Origin of the sequence: Streptomyces hundungensis, from assembly GCF_003627815.1 — a bacterium.
In the GTDB taxonomy this organism is placed as follows: domain Bacteria; phylum Actinomycetota; class Actinomycetes; order Streptomycetales; family Streptomycetaceae; genus Streptomyces; species Streptomyces hundungensis_A.
Genome location: NZ_CP032698.1, coordinates 2,882,538 through 2,897,510 on the forward strand (window position 1 = coordinate 2,882,538; position 14,973 = coordinate 2,897,510).

Sequence of the window (14,973 nt, forward strand, 5' to 3'; positions counted from 1 at the left end):
CTGGTTACTCCCCTTCAACACGCATGATGCTGGCGACACCGCGCACGGTGTCGAGCTTGCGCAGGGCGTCCACGGTCCCGGTGAGGGCCGCGTCGGCCGCGCGGTGGGTGACGACGACGAGGGAGGCCTCGCCGTCCTTGCCGGACTGCCGCACGGTGTCGATGGACACCCCGTGCTCGGCGAAGACCGTCGCGACCTGGGCGAGCACACCCGGCTTGTCGGCCACGTCGAGGCTGATGTGGTAGCGGGTGACGACATCGCCCATGGGGCTCACCGGCAGCCTGGTGTACGCCGAGTCGCCGGGGCCGGTCGATCCGGCGAGCTTGTTGCGGCAGACCGCGACGAGGTCCCCGAGGACGGCGGAGGCGGTCGGCGCGCCGCCCGCGCCCGGCCCGTAGAACATCAGCTGACCGGCGGCCTCGGCCTCGACGAACACCGCGTTGTACGCGCCCCGCACGGAGGCCAGCGGGTGGTCGAGCGGGATCATCGCGGGGTGCACCCGGGCGGTCACGGAGCCGTTGTCCGCGGCCCGCTCGCAGATCGCGAGCAGCTTGATGGTGCAGCCCATCTGGCGCGCCGAGGCGAAGTCGGCGGAGGTCACCTCGGTCATGCCCTCGCGGTACACGTCGTCGAGGCGGACCCGGGTGTGGAAGGCGATCCCCGCGAGGATGGCGGCCTTGGCGGCGGCGTCGAAGCCCTCGACGTCGGCGGTCGGGTCGGCCTCGGCGTAGCCCAGCGCGGTGGCCTCGTCGAGGGCCTCCTGGTAGCCGGCGCCCGTCGAGTCCATCTTGTCGAGGATGAAGTTGGTGGTCCCGTTGACGATGCCGAGCACCCGGTTGACCTTGTCGCCGGCCAGCGACTCGCGCAGCGGGCGGATCAGCGGGATGGCGCCGGCGACGGCGGCCTCGTAGTACAGGTCCCGGCCGTGCTCGACGGCGGCGGCGTGCAGGGCCGCGCCGTCCTGGGCGAGCAGCGCCTTGTTCGCGGAGACGACGGAGGCGCCGTGCTCGAAGGCGGTGGTGATCAGCGCCCGGGCGGGCTCGATGCCGCCGATGACCTCGACGACGACGTCGATGTCGCCGCGTTTGACGAGGGCGGTGGCGTCCGTGGTGACCAGGGCGGGGTCGATGCCCTCACGCACCTTGGAGGGTCGGCGGACGGCGACCCCGGCGAGCTCCACGGGGGCGCCGATGCGCGCCGCGAGGTCGTCGGCGTGCGTCGTCATGATGCGCGCCACCTCTGAGCCGACCACTCCACAGCCCAGCAGCGCCACCTTCAGCGGACGCGTACGCATCATCCGACCTCGTTTCCTCTTCAAACCTGGAATGCGAACCAGTCTCACTCACCGGACCGGGGTTTCTGCCCTCGGTCCGGATCCTGAGACAACTATTTCATCTACCCGACGTCGAGACGCAGGAGATCTTCCTCCGTCTCCCGCCGGACGATCACCCGGGCCGAGCCGTCCCGTACGGCGACGACCGGCGGACGGAGCGCGTGGTTGTAATTGCTCGCCATGGAGCGGCAGTACGCGCCGGTGGCCGGCACCGCGATCAGGTCGCCGGGCGCGAGGTCGGCGGGCAGGAACGCGTCACGGACCACGATGTCACCGCTCTCGCAGTGCTTGCCGACCACCCTGACCAGCATCGGCTCGGCGGCGGAGGTGCGCGAGACGAGCGAGACCGAGTACTCCGCGTCGTACAGCGCGGTGCGGATGTTGTCGGACATGCCGCCGTCCACGCTCACGTACGTCCGCAGCCCTTCGAGCGGCTTGATCGTGCCGACCTCGTACAGCGTGAAGGCGGTCGGCCCGACGATGGCGCGGCCCGGCTCGACGGAGATGCGGGGCACGCGCAGTCCGGCCGCGTCGCACTCGCGTGTGACGATCTCGGTGAGCGCCTTGGCGATCTCGTGCGGCTCGGCCGGGTCGTCGTCGGAGGTGTACGCGATGCCGAGCCCGCCGCCGAGGTCGATCTCGGGCAGCTCGACGCCGTGCTCGTCGCGCACCTCGGCGAGGAGCTGGACGACACGGCGCGCGGACACCTCGAAGCCCGCCATGTCGAAGATCTGCGAGCCGATGTGGGAGTGGATGCCGATCAGTTCGAGCCCGTCGAGCTTGAGGGCGCGGCGTACCGCCTCGGCGGCCTGGCCGTCGGCGAGGGCGATGCCGAACTTCTGGTCCTCGTGCGCGGTGGCGATGAACTCGTGGGTGTGCGCCTCGACGCCGACGGTGACCCGGATGAAGGCCTTCTGTACGGTGCCCAGCTCCCGGGCGATGTGCGCGACGCGCACGATCTCCTGGAAGGAGTCCAGCACGATCCGTCCGACCCCGGCCTCGACGGCCCGCCGGATCTCGGCCTCGCTCTTGTTGTTGCCGTGGAAGGCGATGCGCTCGGCGGGCATCCCGGCGTCGAGGGCGGTGGCGAGTTCGGTGCCGGAGCAGACGTCGAGGTTGAGCCCCTCCTCGTGCAGCCAGCGCACGACGGCCCGCGACAGGAAGGCCTTCCCCGCGTAGAACACGTCGGCGTCCGGGCCGAAGGCCCCGGCCCAGGCACGGCACCGGGAGCGGAAGTCGGCCTCGTCGAGGAAGTAGGCCGGGGTGCCGAACTCTTCGGCCAGCCGCGACACTTCGAGCCCGCCGACGGTCAGCTCGCCGTCCCCGCTGCGCTCCACGGTCCTCGACCAGACCTTCGGGTCGAGCCGGTTGAGGTCGGCGGGCGGCGCGGAGTAGTGCCCCTCGGTCAGCACGTCGGCGTGGCGGGGGCCGGCGGGGTGCGCGGATCGGCTCATGTTCGGTACGTCTTTCTCTTACGCGTCTGCGGTCATGACGGCGGCTGACGGAGTGGGTCGCCGCATGTCACAGAAGTTCGGGGGCGTCGATGCCGAGCAGGGACAGGCCGCCGGCCAGCACCGTTCCGGCGGCCTCGGCGAGGGCCAGCCGGGAGCGGTGGGCGGCCGAGGGTTTCTCGTCACCGAGCGGCAGCACCGTGTGCTGGTGGCGCAGCAGTTCGTCGGCGACGACTTCGAGGTGCCGCGCCAGCCGGTCGGGCGCCCGGTGCCGGGCGGCGCCGTCGAGCACGGCCGGGTAGTCGCACACCGCCCCGAGCAGCGCATCCCCCGCGGGCACGGGCCCGGCCTCGGAGCGGAACCCCAACTCCAGGGCGTTGCGGGTGAGGGCGCGGCTGCGGGAGTACGCGTACCGCACCCGGAACAGCGCGTTGCTCTCGCGCTGGGCGAGCAGCTCCTCGACGTCGGTACGCGGCCGGTCGTGCCGCGCGGCCCGGAGCATGGCCCAGCGAGCCGCGTCGGCCCCGACCAGCTCGGCGAGCCCGGGCATGGGACACGGAACAACGGCAAGCGTCCGCCCGCCCCCGGCCGCAGCCCCCGCCGGGACGACGCGCGCGACCGCGCCCTGGGCCCTGAGCAGCCGCACCACGACCTCGGTGACGATCCGCCCCCGCTCGTCCATCGCCTCGACGAAGTCGTGGACCTGGCCGCGGAGGGCGTCGCTGTGTCCGTAGGGGGTGGAGGCGAGGTCTGCGGACGTCACCGTGGAGGACTCGGCCGTCACCGTCGTCGCCGTGGTCACCGTCACGGAAGTCACGGGGGCCGCGGAAGTCGCGGGGGTCACGGAAGTAGTGGGGTGCGCACCGGCCGATCGAAGGATCCGGCGTACGACGTCGTACTGGGCGTCACGGTCGAGGGTGATGTTGAGGAACCCGGGCCCGCTGATCTCGACGGAGGCGATTCCGGGGCGGTCGGCGATCCGCCGGCGCAGCACCTCGGCCACCTGACGGGGAGGCAGCCCGGCCGCGGACGCGAGCTGGAGGGCGATCCCGCTGGCGTAGTCGCCGGCGCCGCCGGGGCGGGGCCGCTCGACCTTGACGGCCGCGGGCACCACGTCACCGACGGGTCCCAGAGCGCCCTCGTCGACCGCGCCACGCACGACGTGCGCGACGGTACGGGAGAGCTCTGCGGGGGTCACGTGACCAGCGTATGGGAGAGGGGGGGTACCTCCGCGAACCGGTTTCGCCATACGGGCAGAGGGGGGCGGGCGCCTGAGGGGGCGGGCGCCTGAGGGGGCGGGGTCAGCCCCGGGTGCTGCCGGCCCGCCCGGACTCCCTGCTGCCGTCGCTAGACGGCGGAACCTCCCGGTGCAGCAGTTGCCGGACGACTCTGACCAGTTCCGCGGGCTCGAACGGCTTCGCGAGGAAGGCGTCGACCCCGGAGGCGAGCCCGGTCTCCACCTCGTACTGGGTACAGGCGCTGATGATGGCGAGGGGCAGGGCGCTGGTCCTCGGGTCCGAACGCAACCGGGCCGCCGTACGCAGTCCGTCGAGCCGGGGCATGACCACGTCGAGCGTGACCACGTCGGGGCTGACCTGGTGCACGACCTCCAGGCATTCGGCACCATCGGCCGCGGTCACGACCTCGAAGCCCTCCAGCTCGAGGTTGACCCTGATCAACTGCCGGATGACCTTGTTGTCGTCCACCACAAGGACCCGACCGGACACGCCTGACACACTTCGAGGTTAGGTCCGAGGAGGGCGCCGCGTCCGGGTTTTCCCCACTTCCACCCCGCGCGGGGGAAGCGGGCTTCCGGAGGGACCGAAATACCTGTTCACAGCCACCCCGACAGAGCTGGTAGGGTTCTACCCGTCGCCGCCGAACGCGGCGCACGCCCCCGTAGCTCAGGGGATAGAGCAACGGCCTCCGGAGCCGTGTGCGCAGGTTCGAATCCTGCCGGGGGCACCTTGAAGAAGGTGCCGAAAAGACCCCGCCATCAGCCAACCCGCTGAGGTCGGGGTCTTTTTCTTTGTACGGGTGGACACTTCACGGAGCAGGTGAAACCGCTGACTCCGTGGGCGAGTTGGGGGGCGTCATGGATGTGAGCACGCTTGTCGCCGCGGCCATAGGCGTCGTGGGCACGCTGGGCGGAACCCTGGGGGGCGCGGTGCTCGGCGAACGCGCCAACCGCACGCAGAACGAACGCGCGGACCGCCAGCGAGCCGAGGAGCGCACGGACCGGATACAGCAGGACAGACGCGATCTCTACGCACGCCTCAACACCACGGCTCGCGCCTACCGGGTCGCCGCCAGAGACGCCGTCCACGCCTCGGAGCGGGGCGAGTCCGTGGACCCGATGATCCTGGACGCCGCAAAGGAGGCATGGGCGGAGGAGTACTCCCAGGCGCAGTTGGCGCTGCCGAAGGACGTACTGGAAGTGGCCTCCACCCTCAACAGGGCGCTGGGCGTCGGATACACCGTGGTCAAGCAGCTGCCGTCCGGCCCCGACCAGGACGAGGCGTACCGGCGCGCAAGGACGTGGTTCGACAGCCCGCTGTCCGACGGCGTGTACCTGCTGCGGGTGGCCCTGCGGCATGACCTCGGCGTCGAGCCCCAACCCCGCTTCGAACAGACCCGCGCCCAGGAGCTCGCGACCCTCGACAGCGAGCGAAGACACCTGGAGCGCCTCCTCGCCTCGGAACGGGCCCGGGCCGCCAGGGCCGGCGGATCCGCCTGATACGAATACGAGCGCGCAAGCGCCTTGCGCGGTTGCGACGCGGGAACGTGAAGGCGAACGTGGACGCGGACGTGGACGCGAAAAAGCCCCGCACCGTGACCGTATTTCTACGGTCTGGTGCGGAGCTTTCCCCAAAATTTGTTCGGCGGCGTCCTACTCTCCCACAGGGTCCCCCCTGAAGTACCATCGGCGCTGAAAGGCTTAGCTTCCGGGTTCGGAATGTAACCGGGCGTTTCCCTAACGCTATGACCACCGAAACACTATGAAGTTGAACTCAACCGGCACACACCCCATCAGGGCATGCGGGAGTTCATTGCTTCAGAACAAACACAGTGGACGCGAGCAACTGAGGACAAGCCCTCGGCCTATTAGTACCAGTCAGCTCCACCCGTTACCGGGCTTCCACATCTGGCCTATCAACCCAGTCGTCTACTGGGAGCCTTACCCTCTCAAGGAGGTGGGAACACTCATCTCGAAGCAGGCTTCCCGCTTAGATGCTTTCAGCGGTTATCCTTTCCGAACGTAGCCAACCAGCCATGCCCTTGGCAGGACAACTGGCACACCAGAGGTTCGTCCGTCCCGGTCCTCTCGTACTAGGGACAGCCCTTCTCAATGTTCCTGCGCGCGCAGCGGATAGGGACCGAACTGTCTCACGACGTTCTAAACCCAGCTCGCGTACCGCTTTAATGGGCGAACAGCCCAACCCTTGGGACCGACTCCAGCCCCAGGATGCGACGAGCCGACATCGAGGTGCCAAACCATCCCGTCGATATGGACTCTTGGGGAAGATCAGCCTGTTATCCCCGGGGTACCTTTTATCCGTTGAGCGACGGCGCTTCCACAAGCCACCGCCGGATCACTAGTCCCGACTTTCGTCCCTGCTCGACCCGTCGGTCTCACAGTCAAGCTCCCTTGTGCACTTACACTCAACACCTGATTGCCAACCAGGCTGAGGGAACCTTTGGGCGCCTCCGTTACTCTTTAGGAGGCAACCGCCCCAGTTAAACTACCCATCAGACACTGTCCCTGATCCGGATCACGGACCGAGGTTAGACATCCAGCACGACCAGAGTGGTATTTCAACGACGACTCCACAACCACTGGCGTGGCCGCTTCAAAGTCTCCCACCTATCCTACACAAGCCGAACCGAACACCAATATCAAACTGTAGTAAAGGTCCCGGGGTCTTTCCGTCCTGCTGCGCGAAACGAGCATCTTTACTCGTAGTGCAATTTCACCGGGCCTATGGTTGAGACAGTCGAGAAGTCGTTACGCCATTCGTGCAGGTCGGAACTTACCCGACAAGGAATTTCGCTACCTTAGGATGGTTATAGTTACCACCGCCGTTTACTGGCGCTTAAGTTCTCAGCTTCGCCACACCGAAATGTGACTAACCGGTCCCCTTAACGTTCCAGCACCGGGCAGGCGTCAGTCCGTATACATCGCCTTACGGCTTCGCACGGACCTGTGTTTTTAGTAAACAGTCGCTTCTCGCTGGTCTCTGCGGCCACCCCCAGCTCACCGAGTAAATCGGATCACCAGTGATGGCCCCCCTTCTCCCGAAGTTACGGGGGCATTTTGCCGAGTTCCTTAACCATAGTTCACCCGAACGCCTCGGTATTCTCTACCTGACCACCTGAGTCGGTTTAGGGTACGGGCCGCCATGAAACTCGCTAGAGGCTTTTCTCGACAGCATAGGATCATCCACTTCACCACAATCGGCTCGGCATCAGGTCTCAGACTATGTGTTGTCCGGATTTGCCTAGACAACGTCCTACACCCTTACCCCGGGACAACCACCGCCCGGGCTGGACTACCTTCCTGCGTCACCCCATCGCTTACCTACTACCACCTTGGGTCAGCGGCTCCACCACTCCCCTCAACTCCGAAGAGATCAGGGCGGCTTCACGGCCTTAGCATTAATGGGCTCGATATTGGGCGTTTCAAAGCGGGTACCGGAATATCAACCGGTTGTCCATCGACTACGCCTGTCGGCCTCGCCTTAGGTCCCGACTTACCCTGGGCAGATCAGCTTGACCCAGGAACCCTTAGTCAATCGGCGCACACGTTTCTCACGTGTGTATCGCTACTCATGCCTGCATTCTCACTCGTGAACCGTCCACCACTAGCTTCCGCTGCGGCTTCACCCGGCACACGACGCTCCCCTACCCATCCCAGCCCCCGTTGGGGGTATGTGCTGGAATGACACGACTTCGGCGGTACGCTTGAGCCCCGCTACATTGTCGGCGCGGAATCACTTGACCAGTGAGCTATTACGCACTCTTTCAAGGGTGGCTGCTTCTAAGCCAACCTCCTGGTTGTCTCTGCGACTCCACATCCTTTCCCACTTAGCGTACGCTTAGGGGCCTTAGTCGATGCTCTGGGCTGTTTCCCTCTCGACCATGGAGCTTATCCCCCACAGTCTCACTGCCGCGCTCTCACTTACCGGCATTCGGAGTTTGGCTAAGGTCAGTAACCCGGTAGGGCCCATCGCCTATCCAGTGCTCTACCTCCGGCAAGAAACACACGACGCTGCACCTAAATGCATTTCGGGGAGAACCAGCTATCACGGAGTTTGATTGGCCTTTCACCCCTAACCACAGGTCATCCCCCAGGTTTTCAACCCTGGTGGGTTCGGTCCTCCACGACCTCTTACAGCCGCTTCAACCTGCCCATGGCTAGATCACTCCGCTTCGGGTCTAGAGCGTGCAACTCAATCGCCCTGTTCGGACTCGCTTTCGCTACGGCTTCCCCACACGGGTTAACCTCGCTACACACCGCTAACTCGCAGGCTCATTCTTCAAAAGGCACGCAGTCACGACTGCATGTGCAAGCACATACAGCGACGCTCCCACGGCTTGTAGGCACACGGTTTCAGGTACTATTTCACTCCGCTCCCGCGGTACTTTTCACCATTCCCTCACGGTACTATCCGCTATCGGTCACCAGGGAATATTTAGGCTTAGCGGGTGGTCCCGCCAGATTCACACGGGATTTCTCGGGCCCCGTGCTACTTGGGTGTCTCTCAAACGAGCCGTTGATGTTTCAGCTACGGGGGTCTTACCCTCTACGCCGGACCTTTCGCATGTCCTTCGCCTACACCAACGGTTTCTGACTCGCCTCACAGCCGGCAGACTGTGAAAGAGAGATCCCACAACCCCGCATGCGCAACCCCTGCCGGGTATCACACGCATACGGTTTGGCCTCATCCGGTTTCGCTCGCCACTACTCCCGGAATCACGGTTGTTTTCTCTTCCTGAGGGTACTGAGATGTTTCACTTCCCCTCGTTCCCTCCACATACCCTATGTGTTCAGGTATGGGTGACAGCCCATGACGACTGCCGGGTTTCCCCATTCGGAAACCCCCGGATCAAAGCCTGGTTGACGGCTCCCCGGGGACTATCGTGGCCTCCCACGTCCTTCATCGGTTCCTGGTGCCAAGGCATCCACCGTGCGCCCTTAAAAACTTGGCCACAGATGCTCGCGTCCACTGTGCAGTTCTCAAACAACGACCAGCCACCCACCACCCCGAACCAACCGGTTCGAGTTCACTGGGGCCGGCACTGAAGGCAGCCTTATCGGCCGTACCTTCAGACACCCAACAGCGTGCCCGGCCCAGCCAGTTGATGTGTTCGCTTTCCACGCCGAAGCAGTACTCGCAAACCCACCGAACCAACTGGTGCCGAATAGTCAACGTTCCACCCATGAGCTGACCGTGTAGAACATTTGTCTACAGACGGTGCTGTGCTCCTTAGAAAGGAGGTGATCCAGCCGCACCTTCCGGTACGGCTACCTTGTTACGACTTCGTCCCAATCGCCAGTCCCACCTTCGACAGCTCCCTCCCACAAGGGGTTGGGCCACCGGCTTCGGGTGTTACCGACTTTCGTGACGTGACGGGCGGTGTGTACAAGGCCCGGGAACGTATTCACCGCAGCAATGCTGATCTGCGATTACTAGCAACTCCGACTTCATGGGGTCGAGTTGCAGACCCCAATCCGAACTGAGACCGGCTTTTTGAGATTCGCTCCGCCTCGCGGCATCGCAGCTCTTTGTACCGGCCATTGTAGCACGTGTGCAGCCCAAGACATAAGGGGCATGATGACTTGACGTCGTCCCCACCTTCCTCCGAGTTGACCCCGGCAGTCTCCTGTGAGTCCCCATCACCCCGAAGGGCATGCTGGCAACACAGAACAAGGGTTGCGCTCGTTGCGGGACTTAACCCAACATCTCACGACACGAGCTGACGACAGCCATGCACCACCTGTATACCGACCACAAGGGGGCGACTATCTCTAGCCGTTTCCGGTATATGTCAAGCCTTGGTAAGGTTCTTCGCGTTGCGTCGAATTAAGCCACATGCTCCGCTGCTTGTGCGGGCCCCCGTCAATTCCTTTGAGTTTTAGCCTTGCGGCCGTACTCCCCAGGCGGGGAACTTAATGCGTTAGCTGCGGCACCGACGACGTGGAATGTCGCCAACACCTAGTTCCCAACGTTTACGGCGTGGACTACCAGGGTATCTAATCCTGTTCGCTCCCCACGCTTTCGCTCCTCAGCGTCAGTAATGGCCCAGAGATCCGCCTTCGCCACCGGTGTTCCTCCTGATATCTGCGCATTTCACCGCTACACCAGGAATTCCGATCTCCCCTACCACACTCTAGCTAGCCCGTATCGAATGCAGACCCGGGGTTAAGCCCCGGGCTTTCACATCCGACGTGACAAGCCGCCTACGAGCTCTTTACGCCCAATAATTCCGGACAACGCTTGCGCCCTACGTATTACCGCGGCTGCTGGCACGTAGTTAGCCGGCGCTTCTTCTGCAGGTACCGTCACTTTCGCTTCTTCCCTGCTGAAAGAGGTTTACAACCCGAAGGCCGTCATCCCTCACGCGGCGTCGCTGCATCAGGCTTTCGCCCATTGTGCAATATTCCCCACTGCTGCCTCCCGTAGGAGTCTGGGCCGTGTCTCAGTCCCAGTGTGGCCGGTCGCCCTCTCAGGCCGGCTACCCGTCGTCGCCTTGGTAGGCCATTACCCCACCAACAAGCTGATAGGCCGCGGGCTCATCCTTCACCGCCGGAGCTTTTAACCCCTCAAGATGCCCTGAGGAGTGTTATCCGGTATTAGACCCCGTTTCCAGGGCTTGTCCCAGAGTGAAGGGCAGATTGCCCACGTGTTACTCACCCGTTCGCCACTAATCCACCCCGAAGGGCTTCATCGTTCGACTTGCATGTGTTAAGCACGCCGCCAGCGTTCGTCCTGAGCCAGGATCAAACTCTCCATGAATGTTTACCCGTAATCGGGTGCACACATCACGTAAGAGCGGGACGGAACCACCGGAATAAGGCGGCCCGTCCACAGCGTCCTCGCTGTGTAATCGCCTGCCGACCGCGAAGACCGACAGGACTTTTCAAAGGAACCTCGATCCACCGGAGTGGATACGGGGTTGTCAATCTGGCGTTGACTTTTGGCACGCTGTTGAGTTCTCAAGGAACGGACGCTTCCTTCGTACTCACCCTCTCGGGCTTTCCTCCGGGCGCTTCCCTTCGGTATTTCGTGTTCCCGACTCTATCAGACGCTTTCGTGTCCGATTTCCTCGGCGCCCTTCCGGTTCTCCCTCTCGGGTTTCCCTTTCCGGCGGCTCCGACTCTATCAGATCCTTTCGGGCCTGATTCCCGGTCGAAATCGGGTTGTCTTTCCGGCTGTTGGGCCGTTTCGACGTCCCGAACTCTAGCGGAACCTTCCGGTGATTCGTAATCGAGTCTCCGGCCCGACCATAAAGAGAATTCGGCATGCCGAATTCACCCCGGCCGGGGGTCGTGCTGAGTTGGGGGTGCCGCAGAAATCTCTGCGGCGGATGGTCGGCGCGGAACCGTCCCGGCTGCGCGACAACTCGGAGAACATTACACGACGGGTCCCCTGGCTGCGCCCGCCCCCTATGGGCGGACCGGCCCCGGCCAGACGCACCCTACGAGCCGTGCAGGTCAACGACCCGTGCAGGCCATACGAGCCGTGTAGGCAACACGGACATGGGCCGTGCGGCCCGTGAAGGCGACCGCAAGGGAGATGAAGGCGCGTGCGTGACCGCGGTGAGCGGCGAAGCGTTCGGGGCCTGCCGGAGGATCCGGAGGGTGCGGCGGCGCTCCGCGCCTGGGTCGCTCGGCCGGACGCGCTGCTCGACGTCGCCGGGCTCGATCTGAGCTCCGCCGACCTCTCCGGCGCCGATTTCGGCACGGGCATGCTCGCCGGGGCCGTACTGCGGGACGCCGTGCTGATCGGCACCGACTTCTACCGGTGCCATATGGAAGGCGTAGTGCTGGAGGGCGCCGACCTCACCGGGGCCTGCCTCGTCAAGGCCGTACTGGACGGGGCGTCGCTGCGGCGGGCCGTGCTGGACGGTGCGGATCTGGGCAGCGCCGAGCTGTACGACGTCGATCTCCGGGACGTTTCGTTGCGCGGGGCTCGGCTCGACGGCGCCTCCCTGGGCGGCGCTCGTATGCAGGGGGCCGACCTCTCAGGAGCGTCGATGCGGGAGACCGCATTCGCGGTGCTGGTCGACGAGCGCACCGTGGTGCGGGGTCTTGCGGGGTCGGCGTACGGGCCGATGACCGTGGACAGCGGTGGTCGGATGCGCGAGGTCGGCGGCCGCGCGATGGAGGTGTGGCTGAGCGGCCGGGGCGCCGATGTGCGGGTGATCGACCCTGCTTTCCCCGACGTCACGTACTACGCCAAGATCGACGAGAGGCATCCGCGTCCCGCCCCGAGGGGCGTTGTGCGGCGGCGGGTTCTCGACGGGGTCTCCTACGACGAGGCCTTCACCCGGAACCTGCGCTGGGAGCCCACCGAGTACCTCCGGCTCCATCTGCTCGGCCACAACGAGGTTGACCACGTGGAGATCACCGAGAGCGAGGCCGACGCCTTCATCGCCACCGTTGTCGCCAGGCTCGGCGAGCGCTCGTGAATCCCGGGGGCCGGGAGCCGACCCGGACCCTGAGCCCACCCGGACCCTGGGCCCACCAGAGCCCTGAGCTCCTCAGGGCCCTGAACCCCTCAAGCCCCCGCCGCAACCGGGCTACTCGCGATGGCGCAGCAGGAGCATCGCCGCGTCGTCGTGCAGGGGGCCCTCCGTGTGGAGGATGAGGTCGCGTCTCAGGGCTTCCAGCGCGGCCTCCGGGTCGGGGTCCTTCAGGAAGACGGTGCGGGCGCCCAGGGGGTAGAAGGCGCCTGTGCGGTCGCGGGCCTCGGTCACGCCGTCGGTGTAGAGCAGGAGCTGGTCGCCGGGGGCGAAGGCGACCCGGAAGGGCCGTGGGCCCTCCCCCGAGCCGAGGCCCAGGCCGAGCGGCAGGGCGTACTGGTCGGGTTCGGGGAAGGACACCGAGCCGTCCGCCCGTACCAACAGGGGCGGCGGATGGCCGTAGTTGAGGAACACCGCCCCGTTCGCGGGGTCGAGTTCGGCGATGATCGCGGTGACGAACTTCTCGCCCTCCAGGGCCCGGCCCGCCGCCCTTTCGATGCGCGCTCCCACCCCCTTCAGGTCCGGTTCGTCGTGGGCCGCCTCCCGGAACGCGCCCAGCACGACGGCCGCCGTCTCCACCGATTCGAGGCCCTTGCCCTGCACGTCCCCGATGATCACCCGTACCCCTTCGGGTGAGGACACCACCTCGTACAGGTCTCCGCCGATCCTGGCCTCCGCGACCGCCGAGGTGTACGAGACCGCCGCGCGCAGATGGCCCGCGCTGCGCGGCACCGGGCGCAGCAGTACGCGCTGGGCGACCTCGGCGATGGAACGCATGCCGGCGAGTTCGGCCTCGCGGCGCTGGCGCATCACGCTGCCGGCCACGCCGACCGCGGTCACCCCGGCGACGGCGGCGAGGGAGGCGAAGCCCCGGCGTTCCTCGAAGAGTTGGCTGTATATGCCGAGCCCGACCCCGGCCGCCAGCGCGATCAGCCCGACGACGACGGTGCGCCGCCAGCCCCCGACGAGGCCGGCGAAGGCGGGGCCGAGCGAGACCAGCGGCAGCAGTCCGACGGTGGGGCCGGCGATCAGGTTGGCGACGACGACCAGCCCCATCACCGCGTACGGCAGCACCCAGAGGATGTCGGGGACGGCCTGCGCCTCGGTACGGGTGTGGCCTTCGACAGTTCTTCGCACCATGGCCGCACCCCTTTCACACCCTTGGGCATCCATTTCGCCATCAGGGGTGCGCCGCAACCCTTCCGTTACCGAATCGAGGCCGCGCGCCCGCGCGGACGTCAGGCGCTGGCGCGCTTGCGCGGGGTCGTCTTCTTCGCGGCCGTCTTCTTCGCGGTGGTGGAGGTGGACTTCTTCGCGCCGGTGGACTTGGGGGTCGCCGCGGCGGACTTCTTGGCGGCGGTCGTCGCCTTGCCGGCGGTGCTCTTCTTGCCCTGCGCGGTCTTGGATTGTGCGGTCTTGGATTGTGCGGACTTCGTGGTCTTGCTCTGCGTGGTCTTGCTCTGGGCGGATTTCGCCGGGGCCGACTTGGGCTCCGAGGACTTCTTCGCCGCGGTCCCGGCCGTCGACTTCTTCGCCGGTGCGGACTTGCGCGAGGCCGCCTTGCGCGAGCTCAGCTCGGTGACCTCGGCGACCTCGGCGCCGTCCGCTTCGCCGTCGTCCTGCCGGCCGCCGCCCTCGCCGTCTCCCTCGCCACGGGCGGCCTTCGCGGCCTTGACGCTGTTCTCCAGGGCCGCCATCAGGTCGATGACCTTGCCGCCCTTGGCGGCGGGAGCGGGTTCCGCCGCGGGGACCGTGCCGTCCGCCTTCGCCGCGATGAGCTCCTCGACGGCGGCCCGGTAGTCGTCGTGCAGCGTCGCCATGTCGACCTCGCCGAGGGTGTCCATCAGGGCGTCCGCCAGGTCGAGTTCGGCATCGCGGACACTCACGTCGGCCTCGGGGGCGGCATCGTCGGAGGCCCGGATCTCGTCGGGCCAGAGCAACCCGTGCATCGCGATCACGTCGTCGACCACCCGGAGCATGCCGAGCCGCTCGCGCCCGCGCAGCGCGAATTTGGCGATGGCGACCTTTCGACTGCGCTTGAGGGCCTCGCGGAGCAGCGTGTACGGCTTGGCGGCCGGCACCCCGTTGGCGGAGAGGTAGTACGCGGCGTCCATCTGGAGGGGGTCGATCGAATCGGCCGGCACGAACGCGACGATCTCGATCGTCTTGGCGGTGGGCAGCGGAAGCGAGGCCAGGTCGGCGTCGGTGATGGGGATCATCGAGCCGTCGGCGTCCTCGTATGCCTTGCCGATCTCGTCGGTGCTCAGCTCCTCGCCGTCCAGCTCGCACACCTTGCGGTAGCGGACCCGGCCGCCGTCCTCGGTGTGGATCTGGCGGAACGAGATCGAGTGGTTCTCGGTGGCGTTGACGAGCTTGATCGGAATGCTGACCAGGCCGAACGAAATCGCACCGTTCCAGATAGAGCGCACGGTTTCTCCTCTT

Annotated in this window: 8 protein-coding genes, 1 tRNA gene and 3 rRNA genes; 3 read left to right on the plus strand and 9 right to left on the minus strand. The window is 66.0% G+C overall.

Features of this window, described 5'->3' with window-relative positions; all coding sequences use genetic code 11:
- Nucleotides 1–4: 4 nt before the first annotated feature.
- From DWB77_RS12745 to DWB77_RS12760, 4 genes are all read right to left on the minus strand, one after another.
- Nucleotides 5–1,297, minus strand: coding sequence for a homoserine dehydrogenase (locus DWB77_RS12745; protein WP_162952523.1), 1,293 nt, complete (start codon nt 1,295–1,297; stop codon nt 5–7).
- 98 nt (nt 1,298–1,395) lie between these two features.
- Complete coding sequence (gene lysA / locus DWB77_RS12750) at nt 1,396–2,787, minus strand: diaminopimelate decarboxylase (RefSeq protein WP_120721387.1); 1,392 nt, start codon at nt 2,785–2,787, stop codon at nt 1,396–1,398.
- 67 nt (nt 2,788–2,854) lie between these two features.
- Entirely contained in the window at nt 2,855–3,982 is a 1,128-nt protein-coding gene (gene nrtL, locus DWB77_RS12755; protein ID WP_246033512.1) for an ArgS-related anticodon-binding protein NrtL, read from the minus strand.
- A gap of 103 nt (nt 3,983–4,085) precedes the next feature.
- A complete protein-coding gene (locus DWB77_RS12760) occupies nt 4,086–4,511 on the minus strand; it encodes a response regulator (protein WP_120721389.1) in 426 nt (141 codons plus the stop codon).
- A gap of 166 nt (nt 4,512–4,677) precedes the next feature.
- Here DWB77_RS12760 and DWB77_RS12765 point away from each other — a divergent pair.
- Nucleotides 4,678–4,749: transfer RNA gene (locus tag DWB77_RS12765), tRNA-Arg, on the plus strand.
- A 130-nt stretch (nt 4,750–4,879) separates the two neighbouring features.
- Nucleotides 4,880–5,521 (plus strand): hypothetical protein, encoded by a 642-nt coding sequence (locus DWB77_RS12770; RefSeq protein WP_246033513.1) that lies wholly within the window; start codon nt 4,880–4,882, stop codon nt 5,519–5,521.
- Nucleotides 5,522–5,661: 140 nt separating this feature from the next.
- Here DWB77_RS12770 and rrf read toward each other — a convergent pair.
- The 3 genes from rrf to DWB77_RS12785 form a co-directional block, all read right to left on the minus strand.
- Nucleotides 5,662–5,778 (minus strand): 5S ribosomal RNA (gene rrf, locus DWB77_RS12775).
- A 91-nt stretch (nt 5,779–5,869) separates the two neighbouring features.
- Nucleotides 5,870–8,994: ribosomal RNA gene (locus DWB77_RS12780) — 23S ribosomal RNA — on the minus strand.
- Between the two features lie 282 nt (nt 8,995–9,276).
- Nucleotides 9,277–10,802, minus strand: a 16S ribosomal RNA gene (locus tag DWB77_RS12785).
- Together the 16S, 23S and 5S rRNA genes form the textbook arrangement of a ribosomal RNA operon.
- A 790-nt stretch (nt 10,803–11,592) precedes the next feature.
- Between DWB77_RS12785 and DWB77_RS12795 the strand changes: the two genes are divergently transcribed.
- Nucleotides 11,593–12,477: a pentapeptide repeat-containing protein gene (locus tag DWB77_RS12795; RefSeq protein ID WP_174248543.1), complete on the plus strand. Its 885-nt coding sequence runs from the start codon at nt 11,593–11,595 to the stop codon at nt 12,475–12,477.
- Between the two features lie 111 nt (nt 12,478–12,588).
- Here DWB77_RS12795 and DWB77_RS12800 read toward each other — a convergent pair whose 3' ends face one another.
- A complete protein-coding gene (locus DWB77_RS12800) occupies nt 12,589–13,671 on the minus strand; it encodes a PP2C family protein-serine/threonine phosphatase (RefSeq protein WP_120721391.1) in 1,083 nt (360 codons plus the stop codon).
- Between the two features lie 98 nt (nt 13,672–13,769).
- Nucleotides 13,770–14,960, minus strand: a complete 1,191-nt coding sequence (locus tag DWB77_RS12805) for a Ku protein (RefSeq protein WP_120721392.1) — start codon at nt 14,958–14,960, stop codon at nt 13,770–13,772.
- Nucleotides 14,961–14,973 lie beyond the last annotated feature (13 nt).